The following is a 25,550-nucleotide window of genomic DNA, read 5'->3' on the forward strand; positions in this document are numbered from 1 at the left end:
GATTTCAACGTTGGGTATAAGCAGCAGGCACAGGTGGACAAAGCCCTCTGGAGCATGTCCGCTCAATGGAGGAGTTAGGGTACGTATTCACGTTGCACGACGCTGGGGCTACGCAACAGGCATACTGGGTGGCATAGGGAATGTAGCCCCCCGCTTCTTAAGCAAGAACGCGTCAATGATGAAACGCACAAATTTGCGATCGTAGTCAGTGTCGTTTGCAGAATATTGCTCTGTATCGCGATTGACCCAGGAATCAATCACCCGGACCCCGGCCGGCGAGCCGTCCAGGCGCAAGCCGTAGATAAAGACACCAGTCCAGCTACGGTGGAAGCGAAGCCAATTATCCTCGTAGTAGATGAACCACTTGTCTTCCATCTGTTCGGGCACGAGTCCGAGCATCAGTCGTGCGGCCTCTTCGTCAGTGAAGAGAGCCTCAAATCCGAGCGGCTCCCTTGTGGCGGGAGGATCAAGATGCTTCCAAGAAGAACTTGTGGCGCGCATGCCGTGATGCCTAACTGATATTTAACGGACGCATGGAGCCGTATTCTACGACAAGAAAGACAACCCGTAGGCCGCGCAAAATAAGCAGCTAGGTGATCACGAGTAATCAGCAAAGAGGTTATGTACGTCAGCCTCCGCACATAGAGCCTATTCAAAGTCATTTCGCCCTCTCGCGCCCGCCGGGTTCACCACCTCGCGAGTGTCGAAAAAAAAGCACAGCAGGCCTGAAGGCCCGCCGTGCTGTCAGGTCAGCACACGATCAAGGCAGATTGCCCACCGGCAGGTTGGGGTACTCCTGCTTGATGGCAAAGCGCTTGCTGCCCACCGTGATGACATAGTTGGACGGACCGGTAATGGGCAGGTAGTAGTTCAGGGTGATATCTACCGACTGCCCAGGTGCCACCGACTGCCAGGTAGGCAGCTTGAACTGCGCCGTATGGAAATCCCCCTTGAAGCCACCCACATTGCTGCCGGTATGCTCCGATGCCACCACCTTGAGCCCAGCCCCCGACTGATCGGCCATATTATTGGGCGCGGCCACCGGGTACTGGAATTCGATCTGGGCACCGCCCGGCAAGGCAGCGCTGCCCTTGTTGGTGATGCGCAGCTTGGGGTTCAGCGGGTAGTTCTGGTCACCCAGCTTGAAGTCCACTACATCGAACTGCAGGTTCAGCGCCTCGGCCGGCATAGTCTGCTTGGCGCGCTTGTTGCCATAGGCCGTTGCCGACTTGAAGCTGTTGTGCAAGGTGGTCGTGAGGGTCTGCCCGATGTAGTACTCCTTCTTGATGCCATCGTAGGCATAGTCGCCCGCCAGCTCCCAGAACATCGCCCCGCCTATGCCGTTGTCGACTATCCACTGCGCCTTGCGGGCCATTGATTGCTCGTCTTCGGTCGACAGGAACACCTTCTTCTGGGCGTTCCACAGCCACGGCGCCACCAGGGTGGCATCGTAGTGGCGGCTGTAGCTCCCCACCAGATCGCTGCCGCTGAGACCGTAGACACCCAGATAGCTGCCGGCGATGCCGTTCTCCAGGTTCTTGGCATGCCACATAGGGTTGGAGCCCGCCCCCATCTCGCGGCCTTGCGCGTCCAGATCGTGCCAAAGGTTGTCGATGCCGGTAGCACCGGTACCGCACTCGGTCAGGCCTGGGCCGCAGTTGCTGGACTTGGGCGAGGTGCCCCACAGGCCGTTGCTGCCGCCGGTCACACCCTTCCAGCCCCGGGTGTAGTACGGCACCCCAACATTGATGCGGCCAGCCGGCAAGGCGCCCCGGAAGTAACGGTAGGCCCAGTCGGTGTTGAGGTAGCCTATGCCGCCATACTGGCTGGCGGTATAGACACCCCATTTGGCCAGTTCGGCATCCTTGCCATCGTCAAACAGCGCGGCATTGGGGCCGACAAACTCGTTCCAGGCACCGTGCAGGTCATAGGTCATCATGTTGACGAAATCGAGGTATTGCACGCCCTGGAAAGTTTCCATGCCGCGTAGCAGATAGCCGGACGAAGGAGAGGCGATGGTCAGCTGATAGTACTTGCCGTCCGCCACCGAAGCCTCGTCTAGCTTCTTGCGCAGCACCTTGAGCAACTCACGGTAGGACGCCTGCAAACCCTTCAGCCGGGGTTCCGAAATGCCCCAGTCCAGCGGATTGCCGGCCTTGCTCATGGTGGTGGGGTACTCATAATCGATATCTGCCCCATCAAAGCCATACTTGCGCAGGAAGCCCACCACCGAATCGGCAAAAGTATTGATACCCGCCGTATTGATGCTGCCATCGGCAAGGGTGGTCATGCTATAGAAACCGCCCGAGGCAACCCGGTTGCCATCGCTGCCAAAGTAGCCGCCCGTCTCGGCCCAGCCGCCTATCGACACCAGGGTCTTCACGCCAGGGTTGAGCTTCTTGTACTTGGTCAACAGGTTCAGGTGCCCCTTGTAGCTCAGCGAGCTATCCATCTCAGCACCGGCCACACCAGGCCATTCCATGCCGGTTGCTTCGTTGCCGGCCACCGTCTCGTTGACCGAAACCTTGTTGCTGCCATCGACATGGGCAAAGGCGTAGTTGATATGGGTCAGCTTGGTCCAGGGAATATCCTTGGCCAGATAGGCCGCCTGGCCGTTCTTGCCGGTACGCCAGCTGGTGAAGTAGCCAATGATGCGCCGCTTGTTGCCATTGGCCAGCTTTTCCCGGCCCTGGTTGTCATAGGCCAGGCAGTAGGGCACGTTCACCTGCGCCACCCGTACCAGTCCATCGGGGCGGCAGGCCTCATCCGGGAAGGTGGGTGTCGGTGTCGGTGTCGGTGTCGGTGTCGGTGTCGGTGTCGGTGTCGGTGTCGGTGTTGGCGTTGGCGTTGGCGTTGGCGTTGGCGTTGGCGTTGGCGTTGGGGTCGGTGTAGGGGTTCCGCAGGCGCTCAGGTCAGTCCAGGGCTTGCCGGCCCCGGTGTTGGATGCTGGCACCTCGCCCATGGTCCACCACTTGGCCTCGTAGTTACGCCCGGCATAGGTCACACGCTGGCCGCCGGTATAGGCCGTCCCGGCACTCCAGGCGATGTAACAGGTCTCGGGTGTGGGTGTGGGTGTGGGTGTGGGTGTCGGTGTGGGTGTGGGTGTGGGTGTCGGTGTCGGTGTCGGTGTCGGTGTCGGTGTCGGTGTCGGTGTCGGTGTCGGTGTCGGTGTCGGTGTCGGCGTTGGCGTTGGCGTTGGCGTTGGCGTCGGGGTACTGCTGCAGTTCTCTACAAAACCCCACAGGGTAGGCGTCGATGCCGGGTTCCAGTTGGCGCCTACATGGGCCGTATGGGTCTGCAGTGCCTTGTAGTTCTTGCTCAGGTAAGAGGCCGGCGTGTTCATCATATAGGTATTGCCCTCGGCCCATGCCGTGGCGCAACTGGCCGCCATGGCATGGGGGGCATACAGCAGGCCTGCTGTAGCGAGACTAAGACTGACAGCGCGCAAGGCATAGCGCCGGTTTGGCTTGCAAAGGGATTGCATGGTGTTGTTTGCTCCGTGCTTGATGTTGGAAACAAAGTGGGCAGGGAAACCCATTCGACCTCGCCACTCCTTATGCAAAGGACGCTGCCCTTTCTGCCTGAATCGCTACGCTGGCTACTCAGGCCCAGACCGAGGCCGCCATCATGCTATGCCAAATACAAAATGTTTTACCTCTCCATTTCAAATAAAAAAACATATAAATGTAGTGCAGAAAAAATCACTACAAATTGATGCAAAGCAGCAATTCAACCTTTAAACACACACCTGACCCATTGCATTGCCGCAAGTGCCAAAGTGGTATTGTCACCCAACAAAATTCAGGCAAGCAAACCCTCACAATTTCGGTTTAAAACCAACCGTAACCGCTTATATCCACAGCACTTCCGCCACAGAAAAATACCCCACCACCCGACGCCCACTCAACTTGTATCATCACGCCACCCACACACCCAAATAGGGTAAAAAGTTAATAGAATCACCACTTGAGACCCCATAGTTTTTCATGATTGAATTTATGTAGCCGAGACATTAAAACGGTCTTAAACTACGTCAGAAAATCAAAGAATACCCAAGAAAATCAACATCATGCAGCTAATCCGCAACAACGTGACCGCATGCACGAATCCATTACCGCGAAATTTTACACACCAACGCCACCGAGTATATCTGGCTTGGCACACCCACAAAGCCGTCACAGCGCCAAGCTGATCGGCGTATTCAGCTCGACATTCCAGGCCGAAACTGCCGTTGCACGCCAGAGGATTCAACCAGGCTTTACCGATTCAAGGGATACGCCCTAGCACCCTGCCCTCTGAACGTCAGCCATTGCAACGAGGGTCTTGATTTACACCCATCACCCCAGCAGCACCATTTTAATATAACGCCATCCGTCATCAGAACAAAAAATGGCATGCCGCTAGGCATGCCATTTCAGCTCACAGCACTGTTGATTTCAGCGGGTATTGTCTATCACCTTGGTACCATTCCAGAATACCTGCCCCCGGAACATATAATCTACGCATTGTTTATAGTCACCTGCATTGGCCAGGCTGAAGGGCATCTGGTAATCCACCAGCTTGCAGGCCCAGCTGACACCACCCGGATTATTGGGGTTATAGCCCCAATCCTTATCGAGATAGGTCTTGGTTGCCGCGGCCGAGCCCGCCTGGAAACCACGCATGGCAGCGCAGCCCAGTGGCTCCTCGGCGGGGATGGCTACGCCCAGCTCACGGGCAAACTCGCGGTAGGCGGCGATACGGTTGACCACCTGCTGCTTCTCGGCACCGCCACCGCCGCACTCGATACCGCCATTGATGATGAAGACCGTGGCGCCAAATCCCGGTTTCATATTGTTGGCCAGGTCCACTGCGTTGGTAACCCAGGTGCCATCAACCACCCAGGTCATGGGCGGCTTGGGTGATTGCGGGTAGACCGCAAACCAGATAGCAGAAGCAAAGTTCAGCCAACTATCCGCCACACGCCCTGGATTATCGAGCAGCACGTTGGCATCGCCGTAGAGCGACTTGCTGAACGGCCCGTAGTTATAGTTCCACGAAAGCTGCTTGGAGCCTCGGCCAAAGTAGTCAATGTTGCGGTTCTGTGCATCCTGCGCGCAGGGGTAGAAGATCGAGAAAATGGAGCTGCCCGCACCCCGGAAGCAATCCTGATACGCGCCCACCGCCGACCCTTCGTTGTAGCCCGACTCACGCAGATACCACAGTGCCTGCTTATAGGTGGGTATGGCTTCGTTCTGTGGCATTGCGGCCAGCACCGGGTTGTTGTGCTCGCTATAGGTTCGGGCTGTTGCAGGAGTCAGCGCAGGCCAGTTGGCACCGGTCTCCTGGGCAAAATGGGCAAACGAGGTCGCCAGCAGCTTGCGGCAGATGGCATCAGCATTGCGGCCATCGCTGTAGTTGTCGCAATAGGCGGGGAACTTGGCCGCCCCGCGCAGGAAATTCGTATAGGTGTAGTTGATATGGCGTACCGGGAACAACTGGTCAAACCGCGCCTGGCCCAGTAGCTGTTCTATCCGTTTCACATTATCAGGGTTGGCCGCCCGGCCGGGCACCACCAGGTTCACCTCGCTGTCCGCCCTCACCCTGAGCGCCGCGCGGATACGAGCGAGCGCCTGCGCATCCGCCCCCGCCTGGCTGGCAAGTGCCTGCTCAGCAGCGCCAAACTGCGCTTCGGTGGGATAGCCTGCCGGTGCGGCAATCAAGCGAACCTGGGGTTTGTAGGCTGCCGGGGTCGGGGTCGGGGTCGGCGTTGGCGTTGGCGTTGGCGTTGGCGTTGGCGTTGGCGTTGGCGTTGGCGTTGGCGTTGGCGTTGGCGTTGGCGTCGGTGTCGGTGTCGGCGTCCCACAAGCACTCAAGTCTGCCCACGGCTTGCCGCTGCCCGTATTGGCGGCAGGCACCTCCCCCATGGTCCACCACTTGGCTTCGTAGTTACGCCCATCAGAGGTCACACGCTGGCCGGTGGTATAAGCTGTAGCGGCACTCCAGGCAGCATGGCAGCCCACCGGAGTTGGTGTTGGTGTTGGTGTTGGTGTTGGTGTTGGTGTTGGTGTTGGTGTTGGTGTTGGTGTTGGTGTGGGTGTACTGCCGCAGTTTTCGTTAAAACGCCACAAGGTCGGCGATGCTGCCGGGTTCCAGTTGGCGCCCACAAAGGCGGTATGGGTCTGCAGTGCGGTGTAGTTCCTGCCCTGGTAGCTGGCCTGGCTGTTGGCCATATAGGTACTGCCCTCGGCCCAACTGGCAGCACAGCTCGCGGCCCACGCCGCAGGCGCGTGCAGCAGGCCGGCTGCAACCAAGCCCAGGGTGACGGCATTCATGCCGAAGAGAGGCCTGCGGGGTGTTGTCATGGTCACGCTCCGTCTTAATGTAATGTGGCCCGCCTTGCCTGGCGAGCGACAGCCTGGGCTCAAACGCCGTGGTAGCTGTCGTAGAAACTGGAGAAATCGTTGTCCCAGCGGAAATTGGTAAACGACATGGTGATGCTGGGGCTCAGGCCTTCCACGTAATGCCAGCAGCCCACCGGCAGGAACAGGATCTCGCCGGGCGCCAGTTCCACATCCAGTATCTGGGCATCGCGCATCAGCGGAAAACGTTGGTAATCAATATCGGCACCGTCAACCGGTGTGTAGCAATGCAGGTCGTTGTAGATCTGCCCCAGCTCCACGGCGGGCACCAGCCGTATGCGCTTGCGCCCCATTACCTGCGCCATGAAGTTGTTGGTGAGGTCATGATGGAAAGGCGTGCGGGTGCCGCGCGGGCCAAACCAGAAGAAGCCATTGCCCGGCTTGCCGTCCAGATAGCTGGGCAGTTGCACCACGTCATCCCATAGCTCGGCCAGGGCTTCCTTGTTACGGCCGCTATTGTTGGCGGTCATGTAGAAATCATTGGTCTGGCCGCTGTTTTGCACCAGATCCACATAATCGGCAAAGCGCATATTGCGCTTGTGTTTGGGCTGGTTCACTTCGTAATTGGCGTCCTGGTTGCGGCCAAACTGCACCTCCACCTCGCGCTCGCCAAAGCGCTCGCGCAAATAGCCAAAATGCCAGCGCGACAAGGCGGGCCAGTCGTCCATCATGCCGGTGATGATGACGGGACGGTTGAGCGCATAGAACTCCTTGAAGAAGGCATCACCGCTGATCTGGTGCCGGCGGGGTACCTCGTGGGTGCGGCTGTCCAGACTGTTGAGCTTGCGCTGTATATCCAGCGGCCAGGTGCGCTTCTTCAGGCGGTTGCGCAGGCGGGCAGCCCCCGCCAGATAGGGGCTGTTGATGGCCGCCTCCAGCTCGCGGCCGGCCTCCTCGGGGCTGATCCCGTTGTCCACCATGGTCTGCAGCAGCACGGCCGGGCTGCTCTCCAGCAACAGGTTCTCCGCTATCCAGCGGCGCCATTCGTGGTCTACGCGTCGTACGTCCATTTCATCCTCGCTTGCCATTCGCCCAGGTCGTTAAAGCGTGCATACCACCAGATGGAGCGGGGCACCGCGCTCCTTGCAGCAACGGTGCCCCGCCCTATCCTGCCAGCCTTACCTGACCGTGCTCATCTTGGTCATCAGTTCACCATTGGCTGTATCCCCATCCAGCGACCAGCTCATCATGCCGCCCAAACCCTTGGCCTTGACGTAGTCGATCTTGGTCTGGATGACATCAGGGGTGTCGTAGGACCAGAAGTTGCTACCGTCGAACTTCCACGACTGCTTGGTCACCGGGTGGACATAGACATTACCGGGTGCGTTCTTCAGCACCTTGTAGTCCTCTATCCCCGCCTCGTAAGTACCGCGTGCCGCACCGGTAGCCGCTTGGTAAAGGCCGTTGTTGGCATTGGTCACGCCGGTCCAGCCCCGGCCATAGAACGGGATGCCGATCACGATCTTGCCGGCAGGCGCACCCGCAGCGAGCAGGCTGTTCACCGCCCCCTCGATGTTGTAGCTGGCGCCCAGGGTGGTCTGCGCATTGGGGCTGGCCGGGTCATTGCTCAGGTGCGAATGGAAGTCCGTCGGTCCCTTGGCATCCCAGCCGCCGTGGAAGTCGTAGGACATCAGATTGATCCAGTCCAGATGCTGGCTGTAGAGGGCCGGCTCGGTCATGTCTATCTTGTCCTTGCCGGCACCGATGGCCACCGTCAGCTTGTACGGCTTACCGGTAGTAGCCGTCAGCGCATTCAGCTGGGTACGGAATTCCTTCAGCAGCAAGGTGAAGTTCTGCTTATCGGCCGGGCTGACGGTGTTGTAGCCAAAGCCCTGCACGCCGGGGAATTCCCAATCGATATCGATGCCATCAAATAGCCCGGCCGCCGCAGCTGTACCGCCCGCACCGTCATAGACCGGCAGATTGCCCTTGATGTAGACATCCACACAGCTCTTCACCAGTTGCTTGCGCAGGGTATCGTTGGCCGATGCGGCCGAGAACCACTTGGACCACGACCAGCCACCCAGCGAGATAAAGGCCTTGATACCGGGATACTTGGCCTTGAGTCGCTTGATCTGGCCAAAGTTGCCGCGCAGCGGGCTATCCCATTTGTCGGCCACGCCATCAACCGAGGTAGCAGCGTCGAAGGACTTGCTGTAGTCGGCAAACGGATCGCCGCCATCCCCATTGCCCGACTCGGTACGGTACTGGATATCGCACTCGTAACCGCCGTTCTTCTGGTAGACATTGCCGAAGGCATAGTTGAGGAAGGTCAGCTTGGCTGCCGAGCCCGAGGTCTCGATATTCTTGACCTGGTAGTTACGCCCGTAGATACCCCATTGCGCAAAATACGACCCAACCTGGCGTGCGGTGGGTGTTGGCGTCGGTGTTGGCGTCGGTGTTGGCGTCGGTGTTGGCGTCGGTGTCGGTGTCGGTGTCGGTGTCGGCGTAGTGCAAGCGTTCAGATCCGTCCAGGGCTTGCCGCTGCCGGTATTGGCCGATGGTGCCTCACCCATGGTCCACCACTTGGCCTCGTAGTTGCGACCGTTGTAGGTCACACGCTGGCCGGTGGTGTAGGCCGTGCTGGCATTCCAGGCGACAAAGCAACTGACCGGAGTCGGGGTGGGCGTCGGTGTCGGTGTCGGTGTCGGTGTCGGTGTCGGTGTCGGTGTCGGCGTTGGCGTTGGCGTTGGCGTTGGCGTTGGCGTTGGTGTCGGCGTAGGGGTGCCGCTGCAGTTCTCTACGAAGCCCCACAGGGTCGGCGTCGAGGCAGGATTCCAGTTGGCGCCCACGTGGGCGGTATGGGTCTGCAGCGCCTTGTAATTCTTGCTGGTGTACGAGGCCAGGGTATTGGTAGCGTAGGTATTGCCTTCAGCCCATGGGGCGGCGCAGGTAGCAGCCAGCACATTCGGGGCATACAGCAACCCGGCGGTAGCCAGGCTGACGGTGACAGAACGCAACGCGAAGCGACGGGCCGAGCTTTGGGTACGGTTCATGCGGTTAACTCCATCCGAGAGTTGGAAGTAAGGTGAGGTAACCGGATGCTTCGCCCGGCTCAGTTGTCGTTTGCCATCGCCCCCCACCGTCAGGCAATGCAAAGTGCAGCCATACCACCACATAAGACCGGTATTACTTAAACATCTCAAATTGGTTATTTGTGGTTCTAATCTGGTATGCATGAAAATATGACGTAGTTATGAGTAATGTCAATCCGATTTTCTATATTCCAAGCCAACACAGGCGAATGGCATAAATAGAACAAAAAATGGGCAAGCCTGATGCAGCAAGGCTTACAGGGGCATAGCTCGGGGGAGTACAGATGCCAGCGTGATGGCAAAGAGAAGTGGTCTGTTGCGGTTCAGCGACGCAAATGGCGCATCGATGCCTAGGCTGAATAAGTAAGCGCTGTATTGCTACTGGAACATAACCACTTACTAACCACGATCAGGGTGCGCGAAGTGCGCTGGGGGATGGTGTCGGAACGGGAACATGCCTCGCCACTGGAGCGCCTTCACGCCGTCGGCTACGCATGGCTTGGTCTGACATGGCCTTCATCAAGTTGTCCGACAACTTGGCATAAGGCGGCCAGAAGCGGTCCGGTCGGAAGAAATCCGGGTTGCCATCCAGCAAGGGGTTCTTCACTGTCTTTGTCACCGCCACCATACTGAGTCGCTCAACCACGCCGCGTTGCACCGCATCTGACAGCATGTAGTCGATGAAGATATAGGCCGCCTCCAGCTTGGCACCAGAGACTTCGCGGGCGATGTTCATGGTATCCAACCAGACAGTATTGCCCTCCTCGAAAGGAACCAGCGCCCAGTGCCTGCCCAGGCTACGCTGCCGTGCGATCTCAGGGCCATAGCTTGCCACCAGCAGATCTTGCTCCGAAAACTGAGGCGCAACAGTCCAGAAGGTACTCACCTGCTGGTAGAGCGCATCCAGGAAGCGCTTGGCCGGGCTGTTCAATAGTTGCCGCTTCGCTTGCTGCCTGCTGTTGGACTGAACCAGGCTGTCCAGCAAAAAAGGAGGCTCGCCGACAGCCATATAGGCCAGCGCAACATTGGGTTGCACCTGACCACTGGTCAACGAGATCTTGCCTCTCCAACGCTCATCCAATAGCTCATTCAGGCGACGCGGCAGTGCTTCTGGCTTGAGCTTGTCCATATTGGCCCAGATGCCATACGCACCACCGCCAAAAGGCACATACAACAACTTGTCGCCCGCCTTACCCATGGGCAGGGCGGCCAGTTCGGGTCGAACACGAGCGAAGTTAGGTATGCGGCGTGCATCAATCTCTTGAAGCAGGCGGGCTCCTCGCCCTTCCTGCATCTGAATGTAGTTAAGCGTGAAGAAACTAAGGTCAGCTTGATGCCAGCGCATGACCTCAAACATCTGCTCTGGCCCCACCGCAAAAGGCTGGATGATCTCTGCGCGCACATCCAGGTTGCGCTCCTGCAGCAGCCGATTAACCTGGGTCAGATCATCTGCTGTCACATATCCCTGCCAAGTGAAGATACGCAGCACCTCCCCTGCCTGCACTGCACCTGCCAGGCAAAGCCAGGCCCAAACAACGATAACCATGCGGTACATGCAGATACCTCCCGGCTGCTGTTTCCGCTGCGTCACCGGCCACACCAGGCCTCCCAGAGCAGGGAAGCCAACCGTTGAATTCGGCCAGCGTATAGTACAGCGTAGCAACGAGAGGCCATAAGGCAACCCATTCGGCCATTTGGCTTGGCCTGGGCCGACCATTCGGTCCTTATGCCCATTTGCCTGCTATTGCCTTGTACTTGCCGTTCTCGATAACGGCAACAAGGCCTTGCGCATAGGCTGTGAAGCTGGCTACACACTACGCCTTGCCCAGGCGGGCATGCGCATGCATTTGGCTTTGTGAAGCGCCCTTGTGGGTGGCCCAAGCAAAAAAATGCCAGTCAGCATTCACTGACTGGCATGGGTCTTAAGCAGGCTGTTCACGATCTTTTCGCGGTGAACAGACCTGGAATCGCGCTAGCCGCTTTACTCTGTCTTGCCAGCAAACGCCGCCTGCATGGCGCGATCCCGCTTGGCCTGGGCTGAGAGCATCAGGCGGTTGGAGATCACCACAAAGACAGTGACGATGACGATCACCACCGTCGCCAACGCATTCACTTCCGGCGTGGGGCCGATACGCACCGAGGAGAAAATCCATTGGGGCAAGGTGGTCGAACCCGGGCCGGACAGGAAGGCCGTCAGCACATAGTCATCCAGCGACAGGGTGAAACTCAGCAACCAGCCGGATACCAGGGCCGGCGCAATCACCGGTATGGTGATGACGAAGAACACCTTGAACGGGTGGCAACCGAGGTCCATTGCCGCGTCTTCCAGCGAGCGATCCAGCTCCTTCAGCCGTGCCTGCACCAGTACCGCCACATAGGCCATGCACAGCGTGGTATGCCCTATCCAGATGGTGATCATCCCCCGCTCGCCAAACGCCCAGCAACCCAGGCGGGTAAACAGGCCGCCAGGGTCATCGGCCGAGCAGCCCAGGCTGGACTGCAAGGACACGAACAGCAGCAACATGGACAAGCCCACGATCACTTCGGGCATTACCATGGGTGCGGTAGTCAGGCCAGCAAACAGGGAATGCCCACGGAAGGCGCCGAAGCGGGCCAGTACAAAACCGGCCACCGTACCCAGCACCACCGCCAGGGTGGCGGCCAGGAAGGCGATCTTGAAGCTCAGGCCGGCCGCCGCGAGCAGATCGTCGTTATTGAACATCTCGCCATACCATTTGAGCGAGAAGCCCCCCCATACCGTGACCAGGCGTGATTCATTGAAGGAGTAGATGATCAGGCTGGCGATGGGCGCATATAGAAAGAAAAACCCCAGCAGCATGAACAGCTTGTTGGCAGTTGGCATCTTGTTCATTGCGCAGCCTCCTGCTGTTTCTGCTCAAAGCGATGGAACCAGATGATGGGTGCAATCAGCAACGCCAGCATCACCACGGCCACGGCAGCAGCCTGCGGCCAGTCCAGGTTGGCGCCGAAGTCGTCCATCAGCTTGTTGCCGATGAAGACCACGTCACCGCCCCCCAGCAGCGCTGGTATCACATACTCACCCACGGCCGGGATGAACACCATCATGCAGCCGGCGATGATGCCGGCCTTGGACAGCGGCAAGGTGATGCGGAAGAAGGTAGTGACCTTGCTCGCCCCCAGATCGGCCGCCGCCTCGAACAGGCGGCCATCGAGCTTCACCAGGGTGGAGTACAGCGGCAATATCATGAACGGCAGGTAGTTGTAGACCATGCCTATCACCACCGAGAACGGTGTGTAGAGCATCTCCAGCGGCGCATCGATCAACCCCATGGACATCAGCACATTGTTGATGACGCCATTGGGCTTGAGTATGCCTATCCAGGCATAGACCCGCAGCAGGAAGGAGGTCCAGAACGGAATCATCACCAGCATCAGCAAGGTATTGCGGGTGGCCTCGTTGGCGCGGGCGATGTTATAGGCCAGCGGGTAGCCTATCAGCAGCGTCAGCAGCATGGTGTAGAGCGCCAGCTTGATGGCATTGCCATAGGCCACCACATACTGGCTCTCTTCCTTCGCCTGCTCCCAGGTGGTTTCCGGGTCGAACAGCGAGTGATAGAACGCCTTGCCCTCGTCCAGGATGGTGCTGTACTTGGTGGTATCCAGCACGATGGTGGTGGTGTTTTCCTCCTGGGTCACCAGAGGGGTATAGGGCGGTTGCGCAATATCAGGCTGGGCGAAGCTGATCTTCAGCACAAAGAAGAACGGCAGCGCAAAGAAGAACAGCAGCCAGAAATACGGTAGCGCAATCACGCCGGTGCGGCCCGAGGGCAGCCAGCGATGCAAGAGTGATTTGATCATGATGTCAGCACCACACCGGCGTCATCCCCCCACTTCACCACCACGTCTTCATTCCAGGTAGCCGGCTTTTCGCTGCCCCAGACATTGGACGGCACATTGGCCATGACGATGCGGCCGGAGGCCAGCTTGACGTGGTAGACCGAGTGGGAGCCCAGATACGCCACATCGTGTACCTTGCCCTCGGCCCAGTTGTACTGGCCATCCGGTTTTTCGCGGCACAGCACGACGTCTTCCGGGCGGACCGAATACCACACGGTCATGCCCTTGGGGCCGGTAATGCCGTGGTCCACATAGATGCCGCGTGCCAGCTCAGCGCTTTCGATGACGATATGGTCGGGCTCGTCTACCGACAGCCGGCCTTCGAAGATATTGGTGGAGCCGATGAACTCGGCAGTAAAGCGGCAGCTTGGGTACTCGTATATCTCACGCGGGCCACCCACCTGCATCAGCTTGCCTTCGCTCATGATGGCGATACGGCTGGCCATGGTCATGGCTTCTTCCTGGTCATGGGTCACCATGATGCAGGTCACCCCTACAGTCTCGATCACATTGACCAGTTCAAACTGGGTCTGTACCCGCAGTTTCTTGTCCAAGGCGCCCAGGGGCTCATCCAGCAGCAACAGCTTGGGGCGTTTGGCCAGCGAACGTGCCAATGCCACCCGCTGCTGCTGGCCGCCCGACAACTGGTGCGGCTTGCGCTTGGCGTACTTGCGCATCTGCACCAGGTCCAGCATCTTGCCTACCCGGTCTATGATCTCATCCTTGGGCAGCTTGTCCTGCTTGAGGCCAAAAGCGATGTTCTGCTCCACCGTCATGTGCGGAAACAGCGCATAGCTCTGGAACATCATGTTCACTGGCCGCACATAGGGCTGCAGGTCAGTAATGTCCTGGCCATCCAGGATGATACGGCCTTCGGTTGGATGCTCCATGCCCGCCAGCATCCGCAGCAGGGTGGATTTGCCTGAGCCCGAGCTACCCAGCAGGGCAAATATCTCGTTCTTGGGGATGACCAGGTCCACATCGTCAACCGCATAGAAATCACCGAATTTCTTGGTGACGCCCTTGATCTCAAGGTAGTGCTGCTTGTTGTCGCCTGCTGCGACTTCCGTTACCGCCACGATAGAAACTCCATACAAGGTTTGGTCATTGCCAAATCAAACGCGCAACGCCATCGGCGCGTGCGTTTGATTTGGAAACGAGGGCATATCTTCGCAAAAAAGGCCGACCTTTTGTGATCGGCCCTTCGACTATCAGCCTATTTGGCCGATTTGAACTGGTTGAAATACTTGGTGATCAGCTTCTGGGCAGCGGGCTCGATAGGCTTTTTGGCCTGTAGCTTGCTGAGTGCTTCCTGGTTCATGAAGATCTTAGGGTCGCTGGCGATCTTCTTGTCCACGAACGGCGCCGACTTGGTATTCGGGTTCGCGTAGTTCACGTAGTTCGATATCTCTGCCACCACCTTGGGATCCAGGATGTAGTTGATCCAGGCCAGGGCGTTGGCGGCATTCTTGCTGTCCTTGGGGATAGCCATATTGTCTATCCACAATATGGTGCCCTTCTTGGGGACCACGTATTCGATCTTCTGGTTGTTCTTGGCCTCGACCGCCCTGTCCTTGGCAATATAGGTATCGCCGTTGAAGGACATGGCAACGCAGACGTCGCCATTGGCCAGCAGGTCTATGGGCGAGGAGTTGAACACGCGCACATCCTTGCGCACCTTCTTCAGTACGTCGGTAGCCGCCTTCAGGGTGGCGTCGGAATGGTCGTTGGCATCCTTGCCCAGGTAGATGTTGACCATGGAATACACATCGCTACCGGTATCCATAAAGGAGATGCCGCAGGATTTCAGCTTGTTGGTGTATTTGGGATTGAAGATCAGCTCCCACTCATCCGCCGGCATGGGTTCGCTACCCAGCGCCTTCTTGACCTTGTCCACATTGATGCCAAAGGCGGTGGTGCCCCACATATATGGCACCAGGAACTTGTTGCCCGGGTCGGCTACTTCTGCCTTCTTCAGTATCTCGGGGTTCAGGTTGGCGTAATTCGGTATCTTGGATTTATCCAGCGGCAGGTAGATGTTCGACTGGATCTGCTTGGCAGCGAACTCCAGCGAGGGCACTACGATATCGTAGCCCGACTTGCCGGTCAGCAGCTTGGCTTGCAATGTTTCGTTGCTGTCATAGACGTCGTACTTGACCTTGACGCTATTGGCCTTCTCGAAATTCGGCACTGTCTGCTCGCCGATATAGTCGTTCCAGTTGTAGATATTCAACTGGCCGGCGGCCTGAGCCTGAGCCGCCACACCCAACAGGGTGGCAGCCAATACGGTCATCGCAAACTGCTTCCTAACCATCGAATTTCTCCTGAGCGTTGAAATAATGCGGGGAAGGACTGCCGAAACGAATCTGCACGACATCCAGGGGCGGAACCACCGGACGCGCTGAACAAAGCCGTAACATGCAACACGGCAGCCAGGCTGCCGTGTTGCAAGCACGAATTACACCATACCTAGCTCGCGTGCCGTAAGGCCTATGCACAAGGCGGCCTTCTCGACCAGCTCGTCGATTTCCGACTTGTTCATCACCAAGGGCGGACTCAACAGCATACGGTCGCCAGTGGCGCGCATGATGAGATTGTTCTTGAAGCAGTAATCGCGGCACTTGAGACCGATCTCATAGCCATTGGCAAAGCGCTTGCGGCTGGCCTTGTCTTCAGTCAACTGCATACCTGCCACTAGGCCGGCGCCATCGATCTGCCCCACCAGTGGCGAAGCATCCAGTGCTTCGCGCAGGGCCTTCTGGAAGTAAGGACCGGTCTCGGTCTTGACCTGCTCGATGATGCCGCCATCACGCAGCAGCTTGATATTGGCCACGGCCACAGCAGCGGCAACCGGGTGGCCGGAGTAAGTCAAGCCATGGTTGAAATCACCGCCCGCAATCAAGGGCTCGGCGATACGCTTGTGGATAGCCACAGCGCCCATGGGCACGTAGCCGCTGGTCAGGCCCTTGGCCAGGGTCATGGTGTCCGGCTCGAAGCCGAAATGCTGGTGGGCAAACCATTCGCCGGTACGGCCAAAGCCGCCGATGACTTCGTCGGCGCACAGCAGCACATCGTACTTGCGGCAGATGCGCTGGATTTCTGGCCAGTAGGTTTCTGGCGGGAAAATCACCCCGCCGGCCCCCTGGAAAGGCTCGCCGATAAAGGCAGCGACATTGTCGGCACCCAGCTCGAGGATCTTCTCTTCCAGTTGGCGAGCACACTTGAGGCCGAATTCGGCCGGGCTCAGATCGCTGCCCTCGCCAAACCAGAATGGCTGGTCGATATGGGCAATATTGGGGACCTGCGAAGGCATCTGCTCGTGCATATAGCCCATGCCACCCAGCGAGCCACCGGCGATGGTGGAGCCGTGGTAGCCGTTCTTGCGCGAGATGATATGTTTCTTGGTAGGCTTACCCACCGATGCCCAATACTGGTGCACGACGCGCAGAACAGTATCGTTGCCCTCGGAGCCCGAGTTGCAATAGAAGAAGTGCTCGAAGCCAGCCGGCGTCACTTCGCTGAGCAGCTGCGACAGCTCGATGATGGGCGGGTGGGTGGTCTTGAAGAAGGTGTTGTAGAACGGCAGTTCCATCATCTGCTTGTAAGCCACTTCGGCGATCTCGCGGCGACCATAGCCCACGTTCACGCACCACAGGCCAGCCATGCCGTCGATGATCTTGTTGCCATCGCTATCCCACAGATAGACACCCTCGGCACGCGTGATCACACGGCTGCCCTGCTTGTTCAGCGAACCCATATCGCTGAACGGGTGCAGATGGTGTGCTGCATCCATCTGCTGCCATTCCTGGGTGCTGCGGGCTGCAAACACGCTGCCGCTCGGCTTGTGGGCCTCGGCGTGAATGGCCGGGCGGGTGTCGAAGGGATTGCTCATTGGTTTCTCCAGTATTGACTTACCGCTCCCGGCGGGGGAGCGGGTTGGGGTGGGGAGTCGCCGCCTTGCCGGCTGGCTGATGGTCGCTAGACCGACTCCTGCACCGCGGCCCCGTTTCCGGTAGGAAAACGTGGCCGCATCTTGCGCCAGGGACGGCGTTATACATTAAGCAGCAGGTGGCTGCGCTCCCACGAGCTGATCACGCGGAAGAAAGTGTCGTATTCCTTCTCCTTCACCGCGCAGAAGGCATTTACGAAGTCGGCACCAAACACTTCGGCGATATCGGCCGAATCGCGCATCAGCTCGATGGCATCTTCCAGGTGGCGTGGCAGCTCGTAGTCCAGATCGTAGCCACTGGTGGTCATGGGGTCGGAAGGCTTCAAGCCCTTGATCATGCCCAGGTAGCCGCAAGCCAGGGTAGCGGCCATGGCCAAGTAGGGGTTGACGTCCACGCCCGGCACCCGGTTTTCCACCCGGCGTGCCTCTGGGCCGGAATTGGGTACCCGTATGCCCACGGTGCGGTTGTCGTAACCCCACTGCAGGTTGATGGGGGCTGCGGTAAAGCGGCTCAGGCGGCGGTAACTGTTCACAAATGGCGCCATGATGGGCATCACGGCCGGCATATAGCGCTGCAGGCCGGCGATATAGCTGAGGAACAGATCAGACGGGCTGCCATCGGCATTGGAGAACACATTGTTACCGTCACGCCCCACCACGCTCTGGTGGATATGCATGGCGCTGCCGGGCTCTTCCTGCATGGGCTTGGCCATGAAGGTGGCGTAGATGTTGTGGCGCAGCGCCGTCTCACGAACCACCCGCTTGAACAGGAACACACGGTCGGCCAGGTCCAGGGCATCGCCGTGGACGAAGTTGATCTCCATCTGGCCGGCGCCCACTTCATGAATCAGGGTGTCCACATCCAGCCGCATGGCGTCGCTGTATTCGTAGACGTCCTCGAAATAGGGGTCGAACTCGTTCACCGCATCGATGCTATAGCTCATGCGGCCGGTCTCGGCCCGGCCGGTGCGGCCTACCGGTGGCTTGAGCGGGATATCGGGATCGATATTGCGCTCGACCAGATAGAACTCCAGCTCAGGCGCCACCACTGGCTTCCAGCCCTTGTCCTCGAACAGCTTGAGCACCTTGCGCAGTACGTAGCGGGGCGAGATATCGACCGGCGACCCGTCGAAATGCACGCAGTCATGGATCACCAGGGCGGTGGGGTCTGGCGCCCATGGCACCAGCCTGACCGTATTGAAGTCAGGTACGCAGACCACATCCGGGTCGGTAGGGCCGGTGATATTGTCATCGTCGGGCCAGTCGCCGGTGACGGTCTGTATCAGTACCGCCTTGGGCAGGCGCATATTGGCCGAATTGAACTGGCTCTTGGGCAGAATCTTGCCGCGTGCCACGCCCGTCATATCGGGGACGACGCACTCGACTTCGGTAATGCCGTATTCGCGGAAAAAGTCCTGGAATTGGTTCTGTGCCATGCTAGTTTTTCGCCGCTGTGCGGCGAACCTCCGGTTGTTGGCAAGCCGGCAAACATTGGAAAGCGCGGCGGGGGGGATTCCCCGTCGCTTTCCGACGTTTCCCTCAACGGTGGTACACCGTCAACGGCTCGCTTGGTAGCGCCGGCAATCCTCACCAAACGCCTTGAACAGGCTGGTCGAGAGGGGATTGTCAGCGTATTTCCACTCGGGGTGCCATTGCACCGCCAGTGCAAATCCTTTTGCATCCTTCACCGAGAAGGCTTCCACCAGGCCGTCCGGCGCCAGGGCCTCGGCCTGCAGGCCGGCGCCCAGGCGTTCCACGCCCTGGTTGTGTATGGAGTTGACGCTGTATTCGCTCAGGCCGCTGGTACGCTGTATCAGGCCGCCCTCGGTAAATTGAACAGGGTGCGCCGGGCCGTACTGCACTTCCAGCTCGGCCGCACTGTCCTCGCGGTGATCCATCATGCCCGGCATTTCATGCACTTTTTGCAGCAACGAGCCGCCATGTACCACGTTCATTTCCTGGAAACCGCGGCAGATGGCAAACACCGGCATGCCGCGCTCGATAGCCAGCGCCATCAAAGGCATGGCGGTCTGATCCCGCGCGGTATCGAGGTGCTGCCCTTCCGGCAGGCTGGGGCCGTTGTAGCGTTGCGGGTCCACCATGGAAACACTGCCGGTAAACAAGAAGCCGTCCACCATATCGAGCAAGGCACCGAAGTCCTGCATCTCCCCCAGGGCGGGGATCACGATAGCCAGGCAATCCGCTCCACCAATCACGGCGGTGATGTACTTCTCACCCACACAGTGGAAAGGATGCAGGCCCAGCTGCTTGCGGTCTGCGACGATGCCTACGACAGGTTTGCGTTTCATATCCATGGTCTTGCGCTGTGCCCGGCAAACCAGCCGGGCGGGGTTACATACACGGGCGGCGGGCGGTCACCCGCCGTCCTCTGCCTTGCTATCAGTTCAGTACGCTATCGGCCGATACATATTCATAAGCCAGATCGCGGGCAACTGCGGCATAAGTCACCTTGCCTTCACAGACATTGAGGCCATTGCGCAGATGGATATCATCCTTCAGCGCCTTCTTCCAGCCCTTGTTGGCAATGGCCACGGCATGCACCAGCGTGGCGTTGGTCAGTGCCATGGTGGAGGTACGCGCCACACCACCCGGCATATTGGCCACGCAATAGTGCGTCACGCCATCCACCACATAGGTGGGTTCCTGATGGGTGGTCGCACGCGAGGTCTCGAAGCAGCCGCCTTGGTCTATGGCCACATCCACCAGCACCGAGCCTGGCTTCATCAGCTTGAGCATGTCCTTGGTCACCAGCTTGGGTGCAGCGGCACCGGGGATCAGCACGGCGCCAATCACGGCATCGGCCACCTTGAGTTCGTTCTCGATGGCATCCTGGGTAGAGTAGAGGGTCTTGATACGACCACCAAAAGCCTCGTCAATTTCCTTCAGGCGCGGCAGCGAGCGATCCAGCAGGGTGACATCCGCCCCCAGGCCAGCCGCCATGCGGGCTGCGTGGGTACCTACCACACCACCACCGATCACAGTGACATGGCCGGGAGCCACCCCAGGCACGCCCCCCAGCAGCACGCCCGAGCCACCGGCCGATTTTTCCAGCGCCCGCGCCGCCGCCTGGATAGCCATGCGGCCCGCCACTTCCGACATGGGCGCCAGCAGGGGCAAACCACCACGACCGTCGGTCACCGTCTCGTAGGCGATGGCCACGCAACCAGACTTCACCAGTGCAGCGGTCTGCTCAGGATCCGGCGCCAGATGCAGGTAGGTATAGAGTATCTGCCCGGCACGCAGCATGGCGCACTCCACAGGCTGAGGCTCCTTGACCTTGATGATCATGTCGGCGCGCTTGAAGATTTCCTCGGCCGCCGTCACGATCTGCGCCCCGGCTTCTATGTACTGCTCATCCGGAAAGCCGATAGCCGTCCCCGCGTTGGTCTGCACCAGCACATCGTGGCCGTTGCGCTTGAGTTCCTTGACACCGGCAGGCGTCAGGCCCACGCGGTATTCATGGTTCTTAATTTCCTTGGGTACGCCGATCAGCATGATGAGTCTCTCCGTTTATTGATTTGTAGGCTTGTGACCTGCCACCGCTCACCCGCTTGGTGCGTCAAACATTCTCAACGCACCGCCGGGATGCGATGTCAAACATATTAAACACCAGCCCCCAAACACGACACAAGCGCCATCGGTTGTGCGCCGCAATAAACGCTATATCAATGACTTTGCTGCAAAACAGTACTTGTCAGCCGGCCTAAGGCCGTATAATTTCCCACATCGAAGTGTTCACTATATTGGACACTTTACCATTACTCGATAGCAAGGAAGATGCCATGTCACTGGAAGTCAGCACCCGGCTCAAGCTGGTTCGCGAAAAGCATGCCTTGTCGCAGCGCGAACTCGCCAAGCGTGCCGGCGTGACCAACAGCACGATTTCCCTGATCGAGCAGAACCGCGTCAGCCCGTCCATTTCCTCGCTGAAGAAGGTGCTCGATGGCGTGCCCATGAGCCTGGCCGAGTTCTTTACCTTTGATATAGAAGAGCCTGCCCGACCCTCGCCATTTTTCGAGCCGGGCCAGATGCCCGACATCGGCGGCGAAGGCGTCAACCTCTTCCTGGTGGGCCACGGTGTACAGAACCGCCATATCACCATGCTGCGCGAGGTGTATTGCGCAGGCGCCGATACAGGTGCCGAGATGCTGAGCCACGCCGGGCAGGAGGTCGGCATCGTGGTCAAGGGCGAGATCGAGCTGACCGTGGCAGACCAGAGCCGGGTACTCAAGCCGGGCGAGGGCTATTATTTTGATTCCACCCTGCCCCACCGTTTCCGCAACCTGGGTGGTGACGATGCCGAACTGGTCAGTGCCAGCTTGGTCAGCCCGAATTCGCCGCCCAGCTTTTAGACCATACATACCGTCGCCGACCAGGCGCCTGCGGCCAAGCCCCAGGTAATACTTGCCCCGGCAGGGTCGGCCCTATCATCCACATGCTATCCCCATCGAGAGATCAACCCATGAAACACTACGACAAACTGTTTATCAATGGCGAATGGGTCGCCCCCCATGGCAGCGGCACCACCACGGTCTACAACCCGGCCACCGAAGAAGCCTTCGCCGAAGTCTGCAATGCCGACCTCGACGACGTGAACAGCGCCTTTGCCGCCGCCCGCGCCGCCTTCCCGGCCTGGTCGCGCACCACGGCGGCCGAGCGTGCCGACTACATCCGCAAGCTGCACGCCGCGCTGGAAAAGCGCAAGGACGCACTGGCATTGGCCATCTCGCAATCGATGGGCTGCCCGCTGGAAATCGCCAAGATCATCCAGGTGAACTGCGTGAAGGCCTTCGAGAAGTTCGCCGACCGCGCCCATGAGATGGAAGTGGAAAAGCAGGTCAACAACTCGCTGGTCGTGCGCGAACCCGTGGGTGTCTGCGCCTTCATCACCCCCTGGAACTACCCGCTGTACCAGTTGATTGGCAAGGTGGCGCCAGCCCTGGCCACCGGCTGCACCATGGTGCTCAAGCCTTCCTCGGTCACCCCCCTGCAGGACATCATCTTTGCCGAAGCGGTTGCCGAAATCGGCCTGCCCAAGGGCGTATTCAATCTGATCACCGGCCGTGGCGGTGTGCTGGGCGATGCCATGGTGACCCACCCGGAAGCAGACATGGTCTCGTTCACCGGCTCCACCGCCACAGGCCGCCGCATCCAGCAACTGGCCGCCGAGAGCATCAAGCGTGTCTGCCTGGAGCTGGGCGGCAAGTCGCCCTTCATCATTACCGAGGACGCGCCGCTGGAACAGGCTGTCACCTTCGGCGTGAAGGATGTGATGATCAACACCGGCCAGACCTGCATCGCCCTCACCCGGATGCTGGTGCCCGCCTCGCGCTATGAGGAAGCCACCCAGATCGCCAAGCGCGTAGCCGAAAGCCTCAAAGTGGGCGACCCCATGGACAAGGACACCTTCATGGGCCCCATGAGCTCCATGGGCCAGCGCGAGACCGTGCTCAAGTACATACAGAAGGGCCTGGACGAAGGCGCCAAGCTGGTCACCGGAGGCCTGGAGCGCCCGGAAGGCCTGGACCGGGGTGCCTATGTACGGCCCACCATCTTCCGCGACGTGCACAACAAGATGACCATCGCCCAAGAAGAAATCTTCGGGCCGGTCATCTGCATGATTCCCTACACCAACCTGGCAGAAGCCATCGCCATCGCCAATGACAGCGTCTACGGCCTGTCGTCGGGCGTGTGGGCCGCCACCAAGGAAGAAGGCATCCGCATCGCCCGCGAGATCCGCACCGGCGGCTGCTATGTGAACGGCGGCGACTTCAACTACGACGCCCCCCTGGGCGGCTACAAGCAGTCCGGCAACGGTCGCGAGTGGGGCGACTTCGGCATACACGAGTTCTACGAGATCAAGTCCATGCAGCTGTAAGGACTGGCGCCCTGATACGCCGTAAGCAGCCCTGGCCTAGGTCGGGGCTGTTACACATCTGCCGCCATTGTTCCTCAGTTGCCTATCGGCAGCTGAGGCCGGCATCAACGACGATCCTCAAACGTCCCCAGGTTGATACAGCTTGATGCCACCGCTGACTTTTGCTCGGTCACCTACGACAAACGCAACACTTTGCCGCGCTCGCGTAACTGCCACATACACCTTCTGGAGCGACTTGCTTACGTCATCGAGGTTGCCGCTGGCAAGATACTTCTCCAACGGTCCGTGTGGATAGATCATGGTTCTGTCGAAGGTCATACCCTTCGCGGCACCATAGTTTATGGGCTCGCCAAGCGCATCTGTCGTCCGGTTGTATCGCAGCGTCTGCGGACTGAACTTACGGAAGTATTCCGCAGCATCACTGCGCCTAACTGCGAACATGCCATCGTGCCCGGTCACGCTGGTATTGCGCGACTCGGTCTTGGGTTCTGTTGGATGAAGCACATCTGCGAAATCACAGATTTCCTGTATACAGCGATGACTATGAGCGTGGCGCTCGATCTGGCATAGGCCAGCCTTTTCCCACGCCTCGAAGCGTCCAACAATTCCCGCCCCATGATACTTTTTGTTCTTGCGCGAGGGGTTCGTGGCGTAGGTAGCCTGCCTATGATCGCCAACCAAGCTCACGGCAATCCGACATTTCATGATCCGTTCCACGAGGTCCAAATCATAGCCTGCGAGGTCCTGGCTTTCGTCAATGAACAGCCGGCCATACAACTGCTCTAGGCGCTGCAAAGGCGCTTCGCCAATACGGTCCATGATCGCACACGCGAATTCGGTAACCTTGTCGCTGTATATCACCCCTGGCGCGGCGAAATAATGACGTCCGATGTCAGTTTTCTTCGAACCGATCGCGGATATGCCGTTGTCGAAACAAATGGCCGACACGCGGGCGCGATCATAAAGCGCACGTTGATATGGGCGGATGAGGTGGTACATCAAGAATGTGTACCAGGTCGACACGGTGACATGGGGAGGAATCCGGCCGAAGCGGGCATAGGCCTTCTCTTCAAGCGCCCCGCAGCCGTTGTTCGTGTACGTAATGAGGGCTGCACGACTACTGGTGTCACCACAGGCCTGCTCGACGATGTAGGTGGTCTTTCCTGACCCCGCTGCGGCTAAGACGATGCGATTATTTGATGGCATCAGCAATGTACGCCGGGATTTCGAACGGTTCACTGCTTTCGAAAATCGCCAGGGCAGATTCCGCCTTGGTATCCGTCATGTGCTTGAGGAGCGCAGCGTCGTCGTCAAACGCCTTGCCAAGAAGCTTGTTGAGGCGGGCAAGCCCGTTAGCCTTGATCAGCTGGGGCTCCAGCGTCTTGCAGGTGTCGTCTGAGTCCACACATACTTTGATGGTCTCAACCTTGGTATATGACGCATAGCGTTCTCGCTTACTAGCGGCGTCTCCGTCGTTGTCCCGAATCACTATCGTCTCCAATCTCAATGCCGCAGCAATGTCGAGGAAACGCGGGAAAGCGAGCGAGTGGACTGATATGACGTCCACGCCGTCATCAAGAGGCATCTTGCCATGCATTTTGAGATAGGCCTTTTGAACGACTAACTCATCTGACGGCCCTTCGACCAAAATCACCTTCCGCGAGAGCACCATGCGGAGTGTGTCGTGGCCTGGGAGTCTCATGAAGTACTGCCTAGTCTCGTGTGGCAGTCCATCCAGCGTCACTGCCTTTTCGCCGTTAAACATCAAGATGTTGCCGACACCTAGCTTGTTCATAACGAAGCTGCTATGTGTGGTGACGATGACTTGCCTATCCGCCGTGCTTTGCTCAATCTGCGCGATCAGGCGATTAAGATTGGAATACGAAAGGTGATTCTCCGGTTCCTCCAGTAAGAGCACATCGCAAGCTGATTCCGCCTCGACCGCCAACTTGATCTTGATGGCGTTCTGCTCTCCCTTGCCGGCAAGCGTGAGCGGGATATCGTCGAGGTGCGGCATAACCCCCGTTTCCCAACTCGCACGGGTAGTGGTATCCATCGCAACCGATAGTGTCTTGTGAGAGACCGTACCGGTCTTCTTCGCAAGCTCTTCGTTGATCTTGATCACGCTGCCATCGCTGAGGAATACGCCGCGCATCTGCCTATAGGCCAGCGCCAAGTCGGCCCTTTGCTTGCTGGTGAGGTAGTCGCGTACGATTTCCAACACATACTTGTTCGCAGCGTACGTATTGGAGATTGATGTCGGGTCGATCATTGCCGATCGCAACGGAAGCGCTCGCGGACGTATCGGATTGCCACTGAAGCCAAGCCACTCAACCCGGTAATATTCGATGGGCACACTACTTATCTTCTCCGGTTCCGCAACATAT

The 25,550-nt window shown here is 58.8% G+C and carries 18 protein-coding genes; 2 read left to right on the plus strand and 16 right to left on the minus strand.

All coding sequences use genetic code 11. The features are described from left to right. Positions 1 to 108 precede the first annotated feature (108 nt). The 14 genes from V7714_RS11230 to ald form a co-directional block, all read right to left on the minus strand. A complete protein-coding gene (locus tag V7714_RS11230; RefSeq protein ID WP_335709804.1) occupies positions 109 to 501 on the minus strand; it encodes a hypothetical protein in 393 nt (130 codons plus the stop codon). 259 nt (positions 502 to 760) lie between these two features. Beyond that, a complete protein-coding gene (locus tag V7714_RS11235) occupies positions 761 to 3,484 on the minus strand; it encodes a chitinase C-terminal domain-containing protein (protein ID WP_335709805.1) in 2,724 nt (907 codons plus the stop codon). A gap of 952 nt (positions 3,485 to 4,436) precedes the next feature. After that, on the minus strand, positions 4,437 to 6,344 hold the full coding sequence (locus V7714_RS11240; RefSeq protein ID WP_335709806.1) for a glycoside hydrolase family 19 protein: 1,908 nt from the start codon (positions 6,342 to 6,344) through the stop codon (positions 4,437 to 4,439). A 59-nt stretch (positions 6,345 to 6,403) separates the two neighbouring features. Next, complete coding sequence (locus V7714_RS11245) at positions 6,404 to 7,411, minus strand: cupin-like domain-containing protein (protein WP_335709807.1); 1,008 nt, start codon at positions 7,409 to 7,411, stop codon at positions 6,404 to 6,406. A gap of 108 nt (positions 7,412 to 7,519) precedes the next feature. After that, positions 7,520 to 9,397, minus strand: a complete 1,878-nt coding sequence (locus V7714_RS11250; RefSeq protein WP_335709808.1) for a glycosyl hydrolase family 18 protein — start codon at positions 9,395 to 9,397, stop codon at positions 7,520 to 7,522. Positions 9,398 to 9,845: 448 nt separating this feature from the next. Continuing rightward, on the minus strand, positions 9,846 to 10,982 hold the full coding sequence (locus V7714_RS11255) for an ABC transporter substrate-binding protein (RefSeq protein WP_335709809.1): 1,137 nt from the start codon (positions 10,980 to 10,982) through the stop codon (positions 9,846 to 9,848). 435 nt (positions 10,983 to 11,417) lie between these two features. Continuing rightward, entirely contained in the window at positions 11,418 to 12,308 is an 891-nt protein-coding gene (locus V7714_RS11260) for an ABC transporter permease subunit (protein WP_308447071.1), read from the minus strand. Beyond that, positions 12,305 to 13,276 carry an ABC transporter permease subunit gene (locus V7714_RS11265; protein WP_284197845.1) on the minus strand — a complete coding sequence of 324 codons (972 nt, stop codon included), beginning with the start codon at positions 13,274 to 13,276 and terminating at the stop codon, positions 12,305 to 12,307. The genes V7714_RS11260 and V7714_RS11265 overlap by 4 nt, the downstream gene beginning before the upstream one ends. Continuing rightward, positions 13,273 to 14,394, minus strand: a complete 1,122-nt coding sequence (locus tag V7714_RS11270) for an ABC transporter ATP-binding protein (protein ID WP_335709810.1) — start codon at positions 14,392 to 14,394, stop codon at positions 13,273 to 13,275. Before V7714_RS11270 ends, V7714_RS11265 begins: the two co-directional genes overlap by 4 nt. A 137-nt stretch (positions 14,395 to 14,531) precedes the next feature. After that, positions 14,532 to 15,629, minus strand: coding sequence for a polyamine ABC transporter substrate-binding protein (locus tag V7714_RS11275; protein WP_335709811.1), 1,098 nt, complete (start codon positions 15,627 to 15,629; stop codon positions 14,532 to 14,534). 144 nt (positions 15,630 to 15,773) lie between these two features. After that, a complete protein-coding gene (locus V7714_RS11280) occupies positions 15,774 to 17,207 on the minus strand; it encodes an aspartate aminotransferase family protein (protein WP_335709812.1) in 1,434 nt (477 codons plus the stop codon). 158 nt (positions 17,208 to 17,365) lie between these two features. Then, positions 17,366 to 18,700, minus strand: a complete 1,335-nt coding sequence (locus V7714_RS11285) for a glutamine synthetase family protein (RefSeq protein ID WP_284197849.1) — start codon at positions 18,698 to 18,700, stop codon at positions 17,366 to 17,368. Positions 18,701 to 18,820: 120 nt separating this feature from the next. Next, positions 18,821 to 19,573, minus strand: coding sequence for a gamma-glutamyl-gamma-aminobutyrate hydrolase family protein (locus V7714_RS11290; RefSeq protein ID WP_284197850.1), 753 nt, complete (start codon positions 19,571 to 19,573; stop codon positions 18,821 to 18,823). A gap of 91 nt (positions 19,574 to 19,664) precedes the next feature. Beyond that, the gene (gene ald, locus V7714_RS11295) at positions 19,665 to 20,780 is read right to left on the minus strand and encodes an alanine dehydrogenase (RefSeq protein WP_284197851.1); all 1,116 of its coding nucleotides are present in this window, start codon (positions 20,778 to 20,780) and stop codon (positions 19,665 to 19,667) included. A gap of 287 nt (positions 20,781 to 21,067) precedes the next feature. Between ald and V7714_RS11300 the strand changes: the two genes are divergently transcribed. Both V7714_RS11300 and V7714_RS11305 read left to right on the plus strand, forming a co-directional pair. After that, the gene (locus tag V7714_RS11300; protein WP_284197852.1) at positions 21,068 to 21,637 is read left to right on the plus strand and encodes a cupin domain-containing protein; all 570 of its coding nucleotides are present in this window, start codon (positions 21,068 to 21,070) and stop codon (positions 21,635 to 21,637) included. Between the two features lie 110 nt (positions 21,638 to 21,747). After that, positions 21,748 to 23,163, plus strand: coding sequence for an aldehyde dehydrogenase family protein (locus V7714_RS11305; protein ID WP_284197853.1), 1,416 nt, complete (start codon positions 21,748 to 21,750; stop codon positions 23,161 to 23,163). A 117-nt stretch (positions 23,164 to 23,280) separates the two neighbouring features. Here V7714_RS11305 and V7714_RS11310 read toward each other — a convergent pair whose 3' ends face one another. Both V7714_RS11310 and V7714_RS11315 read right to left on the minus strand, forming a co-directional pair. Then, positions 23,281 to 24,369, minus strand: a complete 1,089-nt coding sequence (locus V7714_RS11310; protein WP_335709813.1) for an AAA family ATPase — start codon at positions 24,367 to 24,369, stop codon at positions 23,281 to 23,283. Next, the coding region (locus V7714_RS11315; RefSeq protein WP_335709814.1) for an ATP-dependent nuclease at positions 24,356 to 25,550 on the minus strand (1,195 nt) is incomplete at its 5' end. The genes V7714_RS11310 and V7714_RS11315, both read right to left, overlap by 14 nt.

This window comes from Chitinimonas sp. JJ19 (assembly GCF_036961565.1).
Taxonomy (GTDB): Bacteria; Pseudomonadota; Gammaproteobacteria; order Burkholderiales; family Chitinimonadaceae; genus Chitinimonas.

Bases quoted from the DNA above. Each gene is read 5' to 3' on its own strand.
- V7714_RS11230 (WP_335709804.1), bottom strand. From the start codon at position 501: ATGCGCGCCACAAGTTCTTCTTGGAAGCATCTTGATCCTCCCGCCACA.
- V7714_RS11240 (WP_335709806.1), bottom strand. From the start codon at position 6,344: ATGACAACACCCCGCAGGCCTCTCTTCGGCATGAATGCCGTCACCCTG.
- V7714_RS11275 (WP_335709811.1), bottom strand. From the start codon at position 15,629: ATGGTTAGGAAGCAGTTTGCGATGACCGTATTGGCTGCCACCCTGTTG.
- V7714_RS11300 (WP_284197852.1), top strand. From the start codon at position 21,068: ATGTCACTGGAAGTCAGCACCCGGCTCAAGCTGGTTCGCGAAAAGCAT.
- V7714_RS11285 (WP_284197849.1), bottom strand. From the start codon at position 18,700: ATGGCACAGAACCAATTCCAGGACTTTTTCCGCGAATACGGCATTACC.
- V7714_RS11280 (WP_335709812.1), bottom strand. From the start codon at position 17,207: ATGAGCAATCCCTTCGACACCCGCCCGGCCATTCACGCCGAGGCCCAC.
- V7714_RS11305 (WP_284197853.1), top strand. From the start codon at position 21,748: ATGAAACACTACGACAAACTGTTTATCAATGGCGAATGGGTCGCCCCC.
- V7714_RS11290 (WP_284197850.1), bottom strand. From the start codon at position 19,573: ATGAAACGCAAACCTGTCGTAGGCATCGTCGCAGACCGCAAGCAGCTG.
- V7714_RS11260 (WP_308447071.1), bottom strand. From the start codon at position 12,308: ATGAACAAGATGCCAACTGCCAACAAGCTGTTCATGCTGCTGGGGTTT.
- V7714_RS11235 (WP_335709805.1), bottom strand. From the start codon at position 3,484: ATGCAATCCCTTTGCAAGCCAAACCGGCGCTATGCCTTGCGCGCTGTC.
- V7714_RS11255 (WP_335709809.1), bottom strand. From the start codon at position 10,982: ATGGTTATCGTTGTTTGGGCCTGGCTTTGCCTGGCAGGTGCAGTGCAG.
- V7714_RS11250 (WP_335709808.1), bottom strand. From the start codon at position 9,397: ATGAACCGTACCCAAAGCTCGGCCCGTCGCTTCGCGTTGCGTTCTGTC.
- ald (WP_284197851.1), bottom strand. From the start codon at position 20,780: ATGCTGATCGGCGTACCCAAGGAAATTAAGAACCATGAATACCGCGTG.
- V7714_RS11245 (WP_335709807.1), bottom strand. From the start codon at position 7,411: ATGGACGTACGACGCGTAGACCACGAATGGCGCCGCTGGATAGCGGAG.
- V7714_RS11265 (WP_284197845.1), bottom strand. From the start codon at position 13,276: ATGATCAAATCACTCTTGCATCGCTGGCTGCCCTCGGGCCGCACCGGC.
- V7714_RS11310 (WP_335709813.1), bottom strand. From the start codon at position 24,369: ATGCCATCAAATAATCGCATCGTCTTAGCCGCAGCGGGGTCAGGAAAG.